11 protein-coding genes are annotated in these 14,166 nt (G+C 68.8%); 10 read left to right on the top strand and 1 reads right to left on the bottom strand.

What is annotated here, in order from left to right; translation table 11 throughout:
- The first annotated feature begins 118 nt into the window (after nt 1–118).
- From ftsW to ACFYPC_RS18630, 9 genes are all read left to right on the top strand, one after another.
- Entirely contained in the window at nt 119–1,489 is a 1,371-nt protein-coding gene (gene ftsW, locus ACFYPC_RS18670) for a putative lipid II flippase FtsW (protein WP_388677123.1), read from the top strand.
- A gap of 6 nt (nt 1,490–1,495) precedes the next feature.
- Complete coding sequence (gene murG / locus ACFYPC_RS18665; RefSeq protein WP_388677120.1) at nt 1,496–2,587, top strand: undecaprenyldiphospho-muramoylpentapeptide beta-N-acetylglucosaminyltransferase; 1,092 nt, start codon at nt 1,496–1,498, stop codon at nt 2,585–2,587.
- Between the two features lie 206 nt (nt 2,588–2,793).
- Nucleotides 2,794–3,579 (top strand): cell division protein FtsQ/DivIB, encoded by a 786-nt coding sequence (locus ACFYPC_RS18660; RefSeq protein WP_388677117.1) that lies wholly within the window; start codon nt 2,794–2,796, stop codon nt 3,577–3,579.
- A 275-nt stretch (nt 3,580–3,854) separates the two neighbouring features.
- Nucleotides 3,855–5,048, top strand: a complete 1,194-nt coding sequence (ftsZ, locus tag ACFYPC_RS18655) for a cell division protein FtsZ (protein ID WP_388677115.1) — start codon at nt 3,855–3,857, stop codon at nt 5,046–5,048.
- Entirely contained in the window at nt 5,045–5,782 is a 738-nt protein-coding gene (gene pgeF / locus ACFYPC_RS18650) for a peptidoglycan editing factor PgeF (RefSeq protein WP_388677113.1), read from the top strand. Before ftsZ ends, pgeF begins: the two co-directional genes overlap by 4 nt.
- A gap of 6 nt (nt 5,783–5,788) precedes the next feature.
- Nucleotides 5,789–6,508 carry a YggS family pyridoxal phosphate-dependent enzyme gene (locus tag ACFYPC_RS18645; RefSeq protein ID WP_388677111.1) on the top strand — a complete coding sequence of 240 codons (720 nt, stop codon included), beginning with the start codon at nt 5,789–5,791 and terminating at the stop codon, nt 6,506–6,508.
- A 130-nt stretch (nt 6,509–6,638) separates the two neighbouring features.
- Nucleotides 6,639–7,280, top strand: coding sequence for a cell division protein SepF (locus tag ACFYPC_RS18640; protein WP_388677109.1), 642 nt, complete (start codon nt 6,639–6,641; stop codon nt 7,278–7,280).
- Nucleotides 7,281–7,341: 61 nt separating this feature from the next.
- Nucleotides 7,342–7,626, top strand: coding sequence for a YggT family protein (locus ACFYPC_RS18635; RefSeq protein WP_149513177.1), 285 nt, complete (start codon nt 7,342–7,344; stop codon nt 7,624–7,626).
- A 46-nt stretch (nt 7,627–7,672) separates the two neighbouring features.
- Nucleotides 7,673–8,890, top strand: coding sequence for a DivIVA domain-containing protein (locus ACFYPC_RS18630; RefSeq protein WP_388677106.1), 1,218 nt, complete (start codon nt 7,673–7,675; stop codon nt 8,888–8,890).
- 445 nt (nt 8,891–9,335) lie between these two features.
- Here the strand turns inward: ACFYPC_RS18630 and ileS are convergent, their stop codons facing one another.
- Complete coding sequence (ileS, locus tag ACFYPC_RS18625) at nt 9,336–12,473, bottom strand: isoleucine--tRNA ligase (protein ID WP_388677103.1); 3,138 nt, start codon at nt 12,471–12,473, stop codon at nt 9,336–9,338.
- A gap of 606 nt (nt 12,474–13,079) precedes the next feature.
- Here ileS and ACFYPC_RS18620 point away from each other — a divergent pair.
- Nucleotides 13,080–14,150: a TraR/DksA family transcriptional regulator gene (locus ACFYPC_RS18620; protein WP_388677101.1), complete on the top strand. Its 1,071-nt coding sequence runs from the start codon at nt 13,080–13,082 to the stop codon at nt 14,148–14,150.
- Nucleotides 14,151–14,166 lie beyond the last annotated feature (16 nt).

Here is a 14,166-nt window from a genome sequence, read left to right as displayed (position 1 = left end):
GTCGGCGGCTTTCCGCCGGTGGCACGGCGCTGTTCAAGACCGTCCCTCCTCTCGCGCCCGAAAGGCCGGGAGAGATCCCCGGCGGCGCGACCTCCCGCAGCGACGACGGGAGCCGGTGATGCCCAGCAGCCGCACCGGCAGGCCGCCGGTCCAGCGGGCCCCGAAGCGGCCCGTCGCCGCCCGCTCCCCGCGCGACAACCCCCTGCACACCTTCTACGTACGCGTCCGCAAAGCCTGGGACCGGCCGCTGACCGCGTACTACCTGATCTTCGGCGGCAGTCTGCTGATCACTGTGCTCGGTCTGGTGATGGTCTATTCGGCCTCGCAGATCACGGCGTTGCAGCTGTCGCTGCCGGGGTCGTACTTCTTCCGGAAGCAGTTCCTGGCCGCCTGTATCGGGGGCCTGCTGATGCTCGTCGCCTCGCGGATGCCTGTGCGGCTGCACCGGGCGCTGGCCTATCCGATACTGGCGGGCTCCGTCTTCCTGATGATCCTTGTGCAGGTGCCGGGGATAGGAGTGGCGGTCAACGGCAACCAGAACTGGATCTCCGTCGGTGGCCCCTTCCAGCTCCAGCCGAGCGAGTTCGGCAAGCTCGCGCTCGTGCTCTGGGGCGCCGACCTGCTGGCCCGCAAGCAGGACAAGCGGCTGCTGGCGCAGTGGAAGCACATGCTCGTGCCGCTGATTCCGGTGGCCTTCATGCTGCTCGGGCTGATCATGCTCGGTGGCGACATGGGGACGGCGATCATCCTCACCGCCATCCTCTTCGGGCTGTTGTGGCTGGCCGGTGCGCCGACGCGACTGTTCGGCGGCGTGCTGTCCATCGCCCTGACGCTCGGGTTCATCCTCATCAAGACCAGCCCGAACCGCATGGCGCGCCTCTCCTGCCTCGGCGCGACCGAGCCTCAGGCGGGACCTGTCGACTGCTGGCAGGCCGTGCACGGCATCTATGCCCTCGCCTCCGGCGGGCTCTTCGGGTCGGGGCTCGGCGCCAGTGTGGAAAAATGGGGGCAACTGCCCGAAGCGCACACGGACTTCATCTTCGCCGTCACCGGGGAGGAACTGGGCCTGGCGGGGACGCTGTCCGTACTCGCCCTCTTCGCGGCTCTAGGCTATGCGGGTATCCGCGTGGCCGGACGCACGGAGGACCCCTTCGTGAGGTATGCCGCGGGAGGCGTGACCACCTGGATCACAGCCCAGGCCGTGATCAACATCGGTGCGGTGCTCGGTCTGCTGCCGATCGCCGGAGTCCCGCTCCCGCTGTTCTCCTACGGGGGTTCCGCCCTGCTGCCGACCATGTTCGCCATCGGACTGCTGATCGCCTTCGCCCGCGAGGACCCTGCGGCGCGGGCGGCGCTCGCGATGCGGCAACCCCGCTTTGGCAGAAAGCGGGCTGCGGTGAGAGGCTCCGCGGGGGAAAACGCGGGGCCTCGGAGATGGAACACAATGCGACGGCGTGCCTCGGCGGCGCGTTCGTCCGGAGAGCGGTGAATTTCGGTGCATGTCGTACTCGCCGGCGGGGGGACCGCCGGCCACATCGAGCCTGCGCTCGCCCTCGCTGACGCCCTGCGCAGGCAGGACCCGACCGTGGGAATCACGGCACTGGGCACGGAGCGCGGCCTTGAGACCCGACTCGTACCCGAGCGGGGTTACGACCTCGCGCTGATCCCCGCCGTCCCGCTGCCACGCAAGCCCACCCCTGAGCTGATCACCGTCCCGGGGCGGCTGCGCGGCACCATCAAGGCGACCGAGCAGATCCTGGAGCGCACCAAGGCGGACGCGGTCGTCGGCTTCGGCGGCTATGTCGCCCTGCCCGGCTACCTCGCGGCCAAGCGCCTGGGCGTGCCGATCGTCATCCACGAGGCCAACGCCCGGCCGGGCCTGGCCAACAAGATCGGTTCCCGGTACGCGGCCCAGGTCGCCGTCTCGACGCCCGACAGCAAGCTCCGCGGTGCCCGTTACATCGGCATCCCGCTGCGCCGCTCCATCGCCACCCTCGACCGGGCCGCCGTACGCCCCGAGGCCCGCGCCGCCTTCGGCCTGGACCCCGCGCTGCCGACCCTGCTCGTCTCGGGCGGCTCCCAGGGCGCCCGCCACCTGAACGAGGTCATCGAGCGGGTCGCTCCCTACCTCCAGCAGGCCGGTATCCAGATCCTGCACGCGGTCGGCCCGAAGAACGAACTGCCGCAGGTGCACCAGATGCCGGGGATGCCCCCGTACATCCCGGTACCGTACGTGGACCGGATGGACCTCGCGTACGCCGCGGCCGACATGATGCTCTGCCGTGCGGGCGCGATGACCGTCGCCGAACTTTCCGCCGTCGGGCTCCCTGCCGCCTACGTCCCGCTGCCCATCGGCAACGGCGAACAGCGGCTGAACGCCCAGCCGGTGGTCAAGGCCGGCGGCGGACTCCTTGTCGACGACGCGGAACTGACGCCCGAGTGGATCCAGGGCAACGTCCTGCCCGTGCTCGGCAACCCGCACCGGCTGTACGAGATGTCCCGCGCCGCCAGTGAGTTCGGCCGCCGGGACGCCGACGACCTGCTCGTCGGCATGGTGTACGAGGCGATCGCCTCACGCCACCGCTAGGGTCTGTCCGACGGGTCGGGCCGGAGGGAAGAAGCGGTACCTGACAAGCACGGGCGAGCGGGGGTGCGTGCGGCTGCACGGCGGAGGAGGGTGACGGCGCGGAGCGTCGGCACCCGACGACAACGCCGCAGATGTGCGCACCGCACCCCGCTTCTCGGGCGATCCGCCGGACGGACCTTAGGGACGTATGAGGGAAGGCAGGGAGCGTGGCCGGACCGACGACCGCCGAACGCGGTGAACGGCAGAAGGTGGAGTCCGGCCCGCCCCGGCGGCCCCGTATCGGGAGGCTGCCCCGGCCTCGTACGCTCATCATCCTTTTGCTCGCCGCGGTGTTGCTGGGTGCCGCTTCCGTGTGGGTTCTCTACGGCTCGAAGTGGCTGCGCGTGGAGCGTGTATCGGCCTCAGGGATGCGGGTGCTGACGGATCAACAGGTGCGAGAAGCGGCCGATGTTCCGGTCGGATCGCCGCTGATTTCCGTCGACACCGACGCCATTGAGGAACGACTCCGTCGGAAATTGCCCCGAATTGACTCGGTTGATGTCGTCCGTTCCTGGCCGCATGGAATCGGACTGAAAGTGACCGAGCGCACTCCGGTTCTGATTGAGGAAAAGGGCGGAAACTTCGTCGAAGTGGACGCCAAGGGCGTGCGATTCGCGACGGTTTCGGATGCCCCGAAGAGCGTGCCCGTACTTGAAGTGACGGTGTCGCAGTCGGCAGGCGTGCGTCGCTTCGGGACCGACCGGCTGGTGCGCGAGGCGGTGAGGGTCGCCGGTGACATTCCGGCCGCCGTCGCCCGCGACACCCAGGTGGTCAAGGTCGGCTCGTACGACTCCATCTCGCTGGAGTTGGAGGACGGCCGGACCGTCGACTGGGGGAGCAGCGAGAAGGGCGCGGCGAAGGCCCGTACGCTCACCGCTCTCATGAAAGCGGCTCCCGAGGCGCGGCACTTCGACGTAAGTGTCCCCACCGCCCCTGCGTCATCAGGGAGTTGACGCACATCCGTGCAGGCCAGCACCCTGGTTGGGCACTGCTACGGCTGATCACATAGGGTGAAAAGAAAAACGGGAGGTTCGGCGTGTTCGTTGAACGTGCGCCACTTGTCGACTTAGTGTCCTGTTCGGAAGAGTCCAAGGAACAGACACACTGGTAACCCTAAACTTCAACGTTAGGGTTCGGGTCGGCGTTCGGACCGTCCCATTCGGCATCAGTCGTCGGATCGCGAACGTGCGAGGCGACGACACGTAACTCGAGGCGAGAGGCCTTCGACGTGGCAGCACCGCAGAACTACCTCGCAGTCATCAAAGTCATCGGTGTCGGCGGCGGTGGTGTCAATGCCATCAACCGGATGATCGAGGTCGGTCTCAAGGGCGTCGAGTTCATCGCCATCAACACCGACGCGCAAGCTCTGTTGATGAGCGACGCCGACGTCAAGCTCGACGTCGGCCGGGAACTCACCCGCGGACTCGGCGCCGGAGCCAACCCGGCCGTCGGCCGCAAGGCGGCCGAGGACCACCGCGAGGAGATCGAGGAGGTCCTCAAGGGGGCCGACATGGTCTTCGTGACGGCCGGCGAGGGCGGTGGCACCGGCACCGGCGGCGCACCCGTCGTCGCCAACATCGCGCGCTCGCTCGGCGCCCTCACCATCGGCGTGGTCACCCGCCCGTTCACCTTCGAGGGGCGGCGCCGGGCCAACCAGGCGGAGGACGGCATCGCCGAACTCCGCGAAGAGGTCGACACCCTCATCGTCATCCCGAACGACCGGCTGCTGTCCATCTCGGACCGCCAGGTCTCCGTCCTCGACGCCTTCAAGTCGGCGGACCAGGTCCTGCTGTCCGGTGTTCAGGGCATCACCGATCTCATCACCACGCCCGGTCTGATCAACCTCGACTTCGCCGACGTCAAGTCCGTGATGTCCGAGGCCGGTTCGGCCCTCATGGGGATCGGCTCGGCCCGCGGCGACGACCGCGCGGTGGCGGCGGCCGAGATGGCGATCTCCTCGCCGCTCCTCGAAGCCTCCATCGACGGCGCCCGCGGCGTGCTGCTCTCCATCTCCGGCGGCTCCGACCTCGGTCTCTTCGAGATCAACGAGGCGGCCCAGCTGGTGAGCGAGGCCGCGCACCCCGAGGCCAACATCATCTTCGGCGCGGTCATCGACGACGCGCTCGGCGACGAGGTGCGGGTCACCGTCATCGCCGCCGGCTTCGACGGCGGTCAGCCGCCCTCGAAGCGGGACACCGTCCTCGGCGCGTCCTCGGCCAAGCGCGAGGAGCCCACTCCGGTGCGGTCCTCCTCCGACAGCCGTCCGTCCTTCGGCTCGCTCGGCAGCGTCACGCCGAAGGAGACGTCGGCGCCCGCACCGGAGCCGGTGAACGAGATTCCGGTCTCGCCGCCGGTCCCGCCGTCCCGCTCCTACTCGGACAGCGCGGCCGAAGAGCTGGACGTGCCGGACTTCCTGAAGTGATAGGACAGCGCTCCGGAACGAGCACAGTGAGCGGCGCGCACTTCGCCTTCACCGACAGGTGGGGCGGGGTGAGCGCCGTTCCGTACGAGGAGCTCAACCTCGGCGGAGCGGTCGGCGACGACTCCGACGCCGTACGGACCAATCGTGAACTGGCCGCCAAGTCACTGGGGCTGGATCCGGCCCAGGTCGTCTGGATGAACCAGGTGCACGGCAACCTTGTCGCCGAGGTCGACGGGCCGTGGACCAGTCGGCTCACGCCGCCGGTCGACGGTCTGGTGACCGCGACCCGGGGCCTCGCTCTCGCCGTGCTCACCGCCGACTGCGTCCCGGTCCTGCTGGCCGACCCCGTCGCCGGCGTGGTGGCCGCGGCGCACGCGGGGCGGCCCGGCATGGTCGCCGGCGTTGTGCCCGAGGCCATCGATGCCATGGAGTCGCTGGGCGCCGATCCTGCGCGCATCGTCGCCCGCACCGGACCCGCCGTCTGCGGCCGTTGCTACGAGGTGCCGGAAGCGATGCGCGCCGAAGTCGCCGCCATCGAACCCGCGGCGTACGCCGAGACGAGTTGGGGCACCCCCTCGGTCGACGTGGTCGCGGGAGTGCACGCGCAACTTGACCGGCTCGGGGTGCGTGACCGGGAGCAGTCGTCCGTGTGCACGCTCGAATCGGCGGACCACTTCTCCTACCGTCGCGACCGCACCACCGGGCGGCTCGCGGGTTATGTCTGGCTGGACTGATAGGACATGACGGACCGCAGGGATCAACTCGCCGGAAATCTGGCGCAGGTGGAGAATCGCATCATGGCGGCGTGCGTGGCCGCCGGGCGCAAGCGTGAAGAGGTGACCCTGATCGTGGTCACCAAGACCTACCCCGCCAGTGATGTGCGGATCCTGTCCGAACTCGGTGTGCGTCATGTCGCCGAGAACCGGGACCAGGACGCGGCGCCCAAAGCCGCCGAATGTTCTGATCTGCCGCTCTCGTGGCATTTTGTCGGTCAGTTGCAGACCAACAAGGTGCGTTCCGTGCTCGGTTACGCGGATCTCGTGCAGTCCGTCGATCGCGCCAGGCTCGTCACCGCGCTGTCGAAGGAGGCGGTGCGGATGGAGCGTGAGGTGGGATGTCTCATCCAGGTCGCGCTGGACGCGGAAGAGAGCGGCCGGGGGGAGCGGGGAGGCGTAGGGGTCGGCGGAATCGAGGAGTTGGGCTCTCTGGTCGCCGCGGCTCCGGGGCTCCGTCTCGACGGGCTGATGACCGTGGCGCCGCTCACCGGACCCTATGCCGGACGCCAACAGGCGGCGTTCGAGAGGCTGATGGATTTGTCGACTGCTATGCGCCGTGCCCATCCGGCTGCGAACATGGTCTCGGCAGGTATGAGTACGGACCTCGAACAAGCCGTGGCGGCCGGAGCGACACATGTACGCGTCGGTACTGCGGTACTCGGAGTCCGACCCAGGCTCGGGTAACGTCGCCAAGAAGTCGGACCACAGCAGAAAATATGGTCATTACCGCCGATGGGCGGGCATAACGACCTCGTGGATCGCGGGCACTTGGCAACTCGTCAGCCGATCCACCACAGAGCGGAGGACTCAGAGCATGGCCGGCGCGATGCGCAAGATGGCGGTCTACCTCGGCCTCGTGGAGGACGATGGGTACGACGGCAGGGGCTTCGACCCCGATGACGACTTCGAGCCCGAGCTTGATCCGGAGCCCGAGCGGGACCGTCGGCGGCACGAGCCGCCGCACCAGTCACACCAGGCGCATCAGTCCCAACGGGACGAATCGGTACGAATGGTACAGCCTCCTATGCAGCGCGACTCGGTGCCGCATTCCTCTTCGCTGACCGCGGAATCCGGGCGTCCTGCGCGAATCGCCCCCGTGGCGTCCATCACACAAGAACGTCAAAGCATGGAGAAGAACGCCCCGGTGATCATGCCCAAGGTCGTGTCCGAGCGGGAGCCGTACCGGATCACCACATTGCACCCCCGGACCTACAACGAGGCCCGTACCATCGGGGAACACTTCCGTGAGGGCACCCCGGTGATCATGAATCTGACTGAGATGGATGACACAGACGCCAAGCGACTTGTCGACTTTGCGGCCGGTTTGGTGTTTGGTCTCCACGGCAGCATCGAGCGGGTGACGCAGAAGGTGTTCCTGTTGTCGCCTGCTAACGTCGATGTCACGGCGGAGGACAAGGCTCGCATCGCAGAGGGCGGGTTCTTCAACCAGAGCTGAGACGCAGGACCGAGTCAAGGTACGGAAACGTACGGAAACAGGGGAGAGGGAAGCACGGATCATGAGCGTGGTCGGGCAGGTTCTCTACGTCGCGCTGATGTGTTTCCTCATCGTGCTGATCTTCCGGTTGGTCATGGACTACGTCTTCCAGTTCGCCCGCTCATGGCAGCCCGGCAAGGCGATGGTGGTCGTTCTGGAGGCCACCTACACTGTCACTGATCCACCGCTCAAGCTTCTGCGGCGGTTCATTCCGCCGCTGCGTCTCGGGGGCGTGGCGCTCGACCTGTCCTTCTTCGTACTGATGATCATCGTCTACATCCTGATCTCCGTCGTGAGCCGGCTGTGAACGATACGGTCTTGCCGAATGCCGACGACTACGTTGAGGTGAAGAGATGCCGTTGACCCCCGAGGACGTGCGGAACAAGCAGTTCACGACCGTCCGCCTCCGAGAAGGCTATGACGAGGACGAGGTCGATGCCTTCCTCGATGAGGTCGAAGCCGAACTGACCCGCTTGCTCCGCGAAAACGAGGACCTGCGCGCCAAACTGGCGGCGGCCACGCGCGCGGCTGCGCAGAACCAGCAGCAGGGCATGCGTAAGCCGCCCGAGCAGCAGGACCAGCAGCAGGGCCCGCCGCAGGGCATGCGAGGCCCGGGTGGCCCCGTACCCGCCGGCATATCGGGCCCGCCGCAGCAGCAGATGGGCGGCCCCATGGGCGGCCCGCCCCAGCTGCCCAGCGGTGCGCCGCAGCTGCCCGCCGGCCCCAGTGGCCAGGGTGGCCCGCAGGGTCAGGGCCAGATGGGACAAGGTCCCATGGGCCAGGGCCCGATGGGACAGGGGCCGATGGGCCAGGGCCCGATGGGTCAGGGTCCAGGCCAGCAGATGCAGCAGATGCCCGGCCAGATGCAGCCGCAGATGCAGCAGCAGATGGGTGGCCCGATGGGCGGTCCCATGGGTGGCCCGATGGGCGGCCCCATGGGCGGTCACGGCCCGCAGATGCCGCAGCCCGGTCAGGGCCCCGGTGGCGACAGCGCCGCCCGTGTGCTCTCGCTGGCCCAGCAGACCGCCGACCAGGCGATCGCCGAGGCCCGTTCCGAAGCCAACAAGATCGTCGGCGAGGCCCGCAGCCGTGCCGAGGGCCTGGAGCGCGACGCGCGCGCCAAGGCCGACGCGCTGGAGCGGGACGCCCAGGAGAAGCACCGCGTCGCGATGGGCTCCCTGGAGTCCGCCCGTGCCACGCTGGAGCGCAAGGTCGAGGATCTGCGCGGCTTCGAGCGTGAGTACCGGACCCGGCTGAAGTCCTACCTCGAGTCCCAGCTGCGTCAGTTGGAGACCCAGGCCGACGACTCGCTGGCTCCGCCGCGGGTTCCGGCGACCGCGTCGCTGCCGTCGCCTTCCGCGCCCTCCATGGCTCCGGCCGGTGCGAGTGCGCCGTCCTACGGTGGGCAGATGGGCGGTCCGGCCCCGGTTCCGCCGTCCTACGGTGGGCAGCAGCAGATGACTCCGGCGATGACTCAGCCGATGGCGCCGGTGCGGCCGCAGGGGCCTTCGCCGATGCAGCAGGCTCCCTCGCCGATGCGTGGGTTCCTCATCGACGAGGACGACAACTGACGGCCTGCGGTACGCCTTAGGCGTCGGCGGCGTTCAGGGCGGGGCCCCCGGTTTCGGGGGCCTCGCCCTTTTGCGCGCCGCTTGTCGGCGACTGTGCGGGGCTTGTCGGCGACTGTGCGGGGCGTGATGTCGAAGGCCCGGGGCCACCAGAATCCTGGTGGCCCCGGGCCTTCTTGTGCGTGTTGCGGGGGTGGGCGTGGGGGTTTGTTCGCCCCCTCCGCCCCTGCCCATCCCTTGTTCCTGGGGGCTCCGCCCCCGTACCCCCGTATCGCGCTGAACGCGCTCGTCCTCAAACGCCGGACGGGCTGGAGGGTCTGCCCGGCCGGGGTTGAAGGGTGCGGCCGCCACGGGTGGGTGGGGGATCGGGATGGTATCGGCTCGTCCTCAGACGCCGGACGGGCTGAAAATCCCCAGCTCGACCGGAGCTGAAGAGTGCTGAGGGCCCCTACGCCTTGCGGAGGCGGAAGGTGAGGGACAGGGGCTCGTCGGTGAATGGGGTGCCGTAAGTGTCGTCCGCCTCGCCCTGGGTGAAGTCCGTGGCGAGGACCTCGTCGGCGATGAGGGTGGAGTGCTCGGCGAGGGCCGCGATGACCTTCGGGTCCGTGGAGGTCCAGCGCAGGGCGATGCGGTCGGCCACGTCGAGGCCGCTGTTCTTGCGGGCCTCCTGGATCAGGCGGATCGCGTCACGGGCGAGGCCCGCCTGGCGCAGTTCCTCGGTGATCTCCAGGTCGAGGGCGACGGTCGCGCCGGAGTCGGACGCCACCGACCAGCCTTCGCGGGGGGTCTCTGTGATGATCACCTCATCCGGGGCCAGCGTCACCGTCTCGCCGTCGACCTCGACCGAGGCCGTCCCCGCGCGCAGGGCGAGGGAGAGCGCGGCGGCATCGGCTTCCGCGACGGCCTTCGCCACCGCCTGGACGCCCTTGCCGAAGCGCTTGCCCAGGGCGCGGAAGTTCGCCTTGGCCGTGGTGTCGACCAGCGAGCCGCCCACTTCGCTCAAGGAGGCCAGCGAGCTCACGTTCAGCTCTTCGGTGATCTGCGCGTGCAACTCGCGGTCCAGCGTCTCGAAGCCCGTCGCCGCGACCAGCGCGCGGGACAGCGGCTGGCGGGTCTTGACGCCCGACTCCGCGCGCGTGGCGCGGCCCAGCTCCACGAGACGGCGTACGAGCACCATCTGCCTGGACAGTTCCGGGTCGATGACGGACAGGTCCGCCTCCGGCCAGGAGGCCAGGTGTACGGACTCGGGGGCGCCCGGCGTGACCGGCACCACCAGGTCCTGCCAGACCCGCTCGGTGATGAACGGGGTCAGCGGGGCCATCAGACGCGTGACCGTCTCGACGACCTCGTGCAGGGTGCGCAGCGCCGCCTTGTCGCCCTGCCAGAAGCGGCGACGGGAGCGGCGTACATACCAGTTGGACAGGTCGTCGACGAACGCCGACAGAAGCTTGCCGGCGCGCTGGGTGTCGTACGCCTCCAGCGCCTGTGTCACCTGGTCGGTGAGCGCGTGGAGTTCGGACAGGAGCCAGCGGTCCAGGACCGGGCGGTCGGCCGGGGCCGGATCCGCCTCGCTCGGTGCCCAGCCGGACGTCCGCGCGTACAGGGCCTGGAAGGCGACCGTGTTCCAGTACGTGAGGAGCGTCTTGCGGACGACCTCCTGGATGGTGCCGTGGCCCACGCGGCGTGCGGACCAGGGGGAGCCGCCGGCCGCCATGAACCAGCGGACCGCGTCGGCGCCGTGCTGGTCCATCAGCGGGATCGGCTGCAGGATGTTGCCCAGGTGCTTGGACATCTTGCGGCCGTCCTCGGCGAGGATGTGGCCCAGGCACACCACGTTCTCGTACGACGACTTGTCGAAGACGAGGGTGCCGACGGCCATCAGCGTGTAGAACCAGCCACGGGTCTGGTCGATGGCCTCCGAGATGAACTGCGCCGGGTAGCGGGACTCGAACAGGTCCTTGTTCTTGTACGGGTAGCCCCACTGCGCGAACGGCATCGAACCCGAGTCGTACCAGGCGTCGATGACCTCCGGTACGCGGGTCGCGGTCCCGGCGCACCGGGGGCACGGGAAGGTGACCGCGTCGATGAACGGGCGGTGCGGGTCCAGCTCCGACTGGTCGGTGCCGGTCAGTTCGGTGAGTTCCGCGCGGGAGCCCACGACGGTGAGGTGGTCGTCCGTGCAGCGCCAGATCGGGAGTGGGGTGCCCCAGTAGCGGCTGCGGGACAGCGCCCAGTCGATGTTGTTGTTCAGCCAGTCGCCGTACCGGCCGTGCTTGACGGTCTCCGGGAACCAGTTGGTGTTCTCGTTCTCCTGGAGGAGGCGGTCCTTGACGGCTGTGGTGCGGATGTACCAGGAGGGCTGCGCGTAGTAGAGGAGCGCGGTGTGGCAGCGCCAGCAGTGCGGGTAACTGTGCTCGTAGGGCACGTGCTTGAAGAGCAGACCGCGGTCCTTGAGGTCCTCGGTGAGCTTTTCGTCCGCCTTCTTGAAGAAGACGCCGCCCACCAGCGGCACGTTCTCGGCGAAGGTGCCGTTCGGACGGACCGGGTTGACCACCGGCAGGCCGTACGCGCGGCAGACCTTGAGGTCCTCCTCACCGAAAGCGGGGGACTGGTGGACCAGACCCGTACCGTCCTCGGTCGTCACGTACTCCGCGTTCACCACGTAGTGGGCGGGCTCCGGGAACTCCACGAGCTCGAACGGACGTTGATACGTCCAGCGCTCCATTTCGGCGCCGGTGAAGGACTCGCCCGTGGTCTCCCAGCCCTCGCCGAGCGCCTTGGAGACGAGCGGCTCGGCGACGACGAGCTGCTCCTCGCCGTTGGTCGCGACGACGTAGGTGACGTCGGGGCGCGCGGCGACCGCGGTGTTGGAGACCAGCGTCCACGGGGTCGTCGTCCAGACCAGGAGCGCGGCACGGCCGGCGAGCGGACCGGAGGTGAGCGGGAAACGGACGTACACGGAAGGGTCGACGATGGTCTCGTAGCCCTGCGCCAGCTCGTGGTCCGACAGACCCGTCTCGTCGCGCGGGCACCACGGCGCGACGCGGTAGTCCTGGACCAGCAGCCCCTTGTTGAAGATCTCCTTGAGCGACCACCAGACCGAGTCGATGTACTCGGGGTCCATCGTGCGGTAGGGATCGTGGAGGTCCGCCCAGTAACCCATGCGGGTCGTGAGCTCCTCGAAGGCGTCGGTGTGGCGGGTCACGGACTCGCGGCACCTGGCATTGAACTCGGCGATGCCGTACGCCTCGATGTCCTGCTTGCCGGTGAAGCCGAGTTCCTTCTCGACGGCCAGCTCGACGGGGAGGCCGTGGCAGTCCCAGCCGGCCTTGCGCGCCACGTGATAACCGCGCATGGTGCGAAAGCGCGGGAAGACGTCCTTGAAGACGCGCGCCTCGATGTGGTGGGCCCCCGGCATGCCGTTGGCGGTGGGCGGGCCCTCGTAGAACACCCATTCGGGGCGGCCCTCGGACTGCTCAAGGCTCTTGGCGAAGATCTTCTGCTCGCGCCACAAGTCGAGCACGGCGTGCTCAAGGGCGGGCAGGTCGACCTGGGCGGGGACCTGGCGGTACGTCGGCGCTGTCATCAGCGAGCTTCCTCCAACGGACTTGCTGCCTTCCGTCGGAGGGACGAGAGCCTGTGCGGCTGCCTAGCAGCCGCTGCGGACGCCGTGTGCGGCGCGCTCCCGCGGTACCACCCTCCTTGGCCCTCCGGTGCCCTGTGCGCACCGGTGAGCCCCCTCATTGGGGTCGCGATACCGGGTCTACTGGCCTTGGCAGCTGGGCTGCGGCTTTCTTCCGGCGGCTCCGGGGTGATCTTCGCGTCGCGCTCGCCCCCGGGCTTCCACCGCCCCCGGGTCGCTCCTGGCCGCTCACGCCGCTACTCGTCCCCATCCAAGCTTCTCGCTCCGCCCAGTGTACGGCGCCGCGAGGACAGTGCCCGACCGGTTTTCCGGTGAGGCCCGGTGGCCTGCGAAGTGACCCGAATGGCCAGCTGTCGACGTCCGGATCCTGGAACGCCGGACTCGGCGGATTACCGGGCGGGGAGCTGGGCACAACGCTTGAAGGCTTGTCGTGCGGGAGCCGCGGGGCGGGCGAATCGCTGGTGTGCCCCGTTGCCGCGGGTCGGAAGTCGATTTATCGTCCCAGCACGATTCGCGTGCAAGATCACAATATGTGAAGGGGCCGCGGCCATGGTGGCGAAGAAGACCGCCGTACAGCAGTCGGCGTCCGGCAGATCCACGGGTCCGGCGGCCAAGGATGTGAGTGGGAAAAAGAGCGTGCAGGGGACACCGGCGGAGGGCAAGAGCACCGCCTCCAAGCCGGTGAAGAGCACTTCCAAGAGGGCTGCCAAGGCGTCCCGGGCGTCCACGGCGCCCGAGGCGGCAACCGGGGCCACAGGGAAGGCGGCCGCCTCTGAGGCGCCGTCTGCGAAGACGGCCGCCTCCAGGGGGTCCGCTTCGAAGACGGCGGTCAACAAGGCTTCGGCCAAGAAGGCCGTGGCCAAGAAGACGGCGGCTAAGAAGACGGCGGCTAAGCAGGCGGTCGGGAAGAAGACGGTCGGGAAGAAGGCCGTCGCCAAGAAGGCCGCGGTGGCGGGGGCCGCTCCGGAGGAGTCGGCGGCTCCTGAGCGCGGTACGACGAAGAAGACCGGTGCGAAGCGTGCCGCAAAGAAGAGCACCAGCGGTACGAGCAGTACGAGCAGTACGGCGAAGAAGGCGGTCGCGTCCGCGGCCCAGGGCGCGGCCCAGGCCGCGAAGACGACGGGAGCCACGACGGTGGTTGCGAAGAAGACTCCTGGAACGGCCACGGCGGCCAAGAAGCCCCGCCCGGTCCCCAAGGCACGGGTCTCCGCGGTGGTGGAGCCCGGCGAACTCGCGGTGCGCCCCGGCGAGGAACCCTGGACCCCTGCCGAGGTCGCGGAGGCACGGGCGGAGCTCCAGTCCGAGGCGCTGCGGCTGAGCTCCGAGATCTCCTCGTCCGAGGAGGCGCTCGCGGGCCTGATGCGGGACTCCGGGGACGGCGCGGGCGACGACCAGGCGGACACCGGCACGAAGAACATCACGCGCGAGTCCGAGATGGCGCTCAACGCCAACGCGCGCGAGATGCTGGAGCAGACCCAGCGGGCGCTGGAGCGCCTCGACGCGGGTACGTACGGACTCTGCGAGAACTGCGGCAACCCCATCGGCAAGGCGCGTATGCAGGCCTTCCCGCGCGCCACCCTGTGTGTCGAGTGCAAGCAGAAGCAGGAGCGTCGCTACTGATCGGCGCGGGAGGGCT

This window comes from Streptomyces sp. NPDC005808 (assembly GCF_042871385.1).
Classification (GTDB): domain Bacteria; phylum Actinomycetota; class Actinomycetes; order Streptomycetales; family Streptomycetaceae; genus Streptomyces.
This window is presented reverse-complemented; position numbering and strand designations above follow the sequence as displayed.

Excerpts from the sequence above, each read along its gene's own strand:
- ACFYPC_RS18630 (WP_388677106.1), top strand. The coding sequence starts at position 7,673 with ATGCCGTTGACCCCCGAGGACGTGCGGAACAAGCAGTTCACGACCGTC.
- ACFYPC_RS18620 (WP_388677101.1), top strand. The coding sequence starts at position 13,080 with ATGGTGGCGAAGAAGACCGCCGTACAGCAGTCGGCGTCCGGCAGATCC.
- ftsW (WP_388677123.1), top strand. The coding sequence starts at position 119 with ATGCCCAGCAGCCGCACCGGCAGGCCGCCGGTCCAGCGGGCCCCGAAG.
- ileS (WP_388677103.1), bottom strand. The coding sequence starts at position 12,473 with ATGACAGCGCCGACGTACCGCCAGGTCCCCGCCCAGGTCGACCTGCCC.
- ACFYPC_RS18645 (WP_388677111.1), top strand. The coding sequence starts at position 5,789 with ATGACGGACCGCAGGGATCAACTCGCCGGAAATCTGGCGCAGGTGGAG.
- ACFYPC_RS18640 (WP_388677109.1), top strand. The coding sequence starts at position 6,639 with ATGGCCGGCGCGATGCGCAAGATGGCGGTCTACCTCGGCCTCGTGGAG.
- ACFYPC_RS18635 (WP_149513177.1), top strand. The coding sequence starts at position 7,342 with ATGAGCGTGGTCGGGCAGGTTCTCTACGTCGCGCTGATGTGTTTCCTC.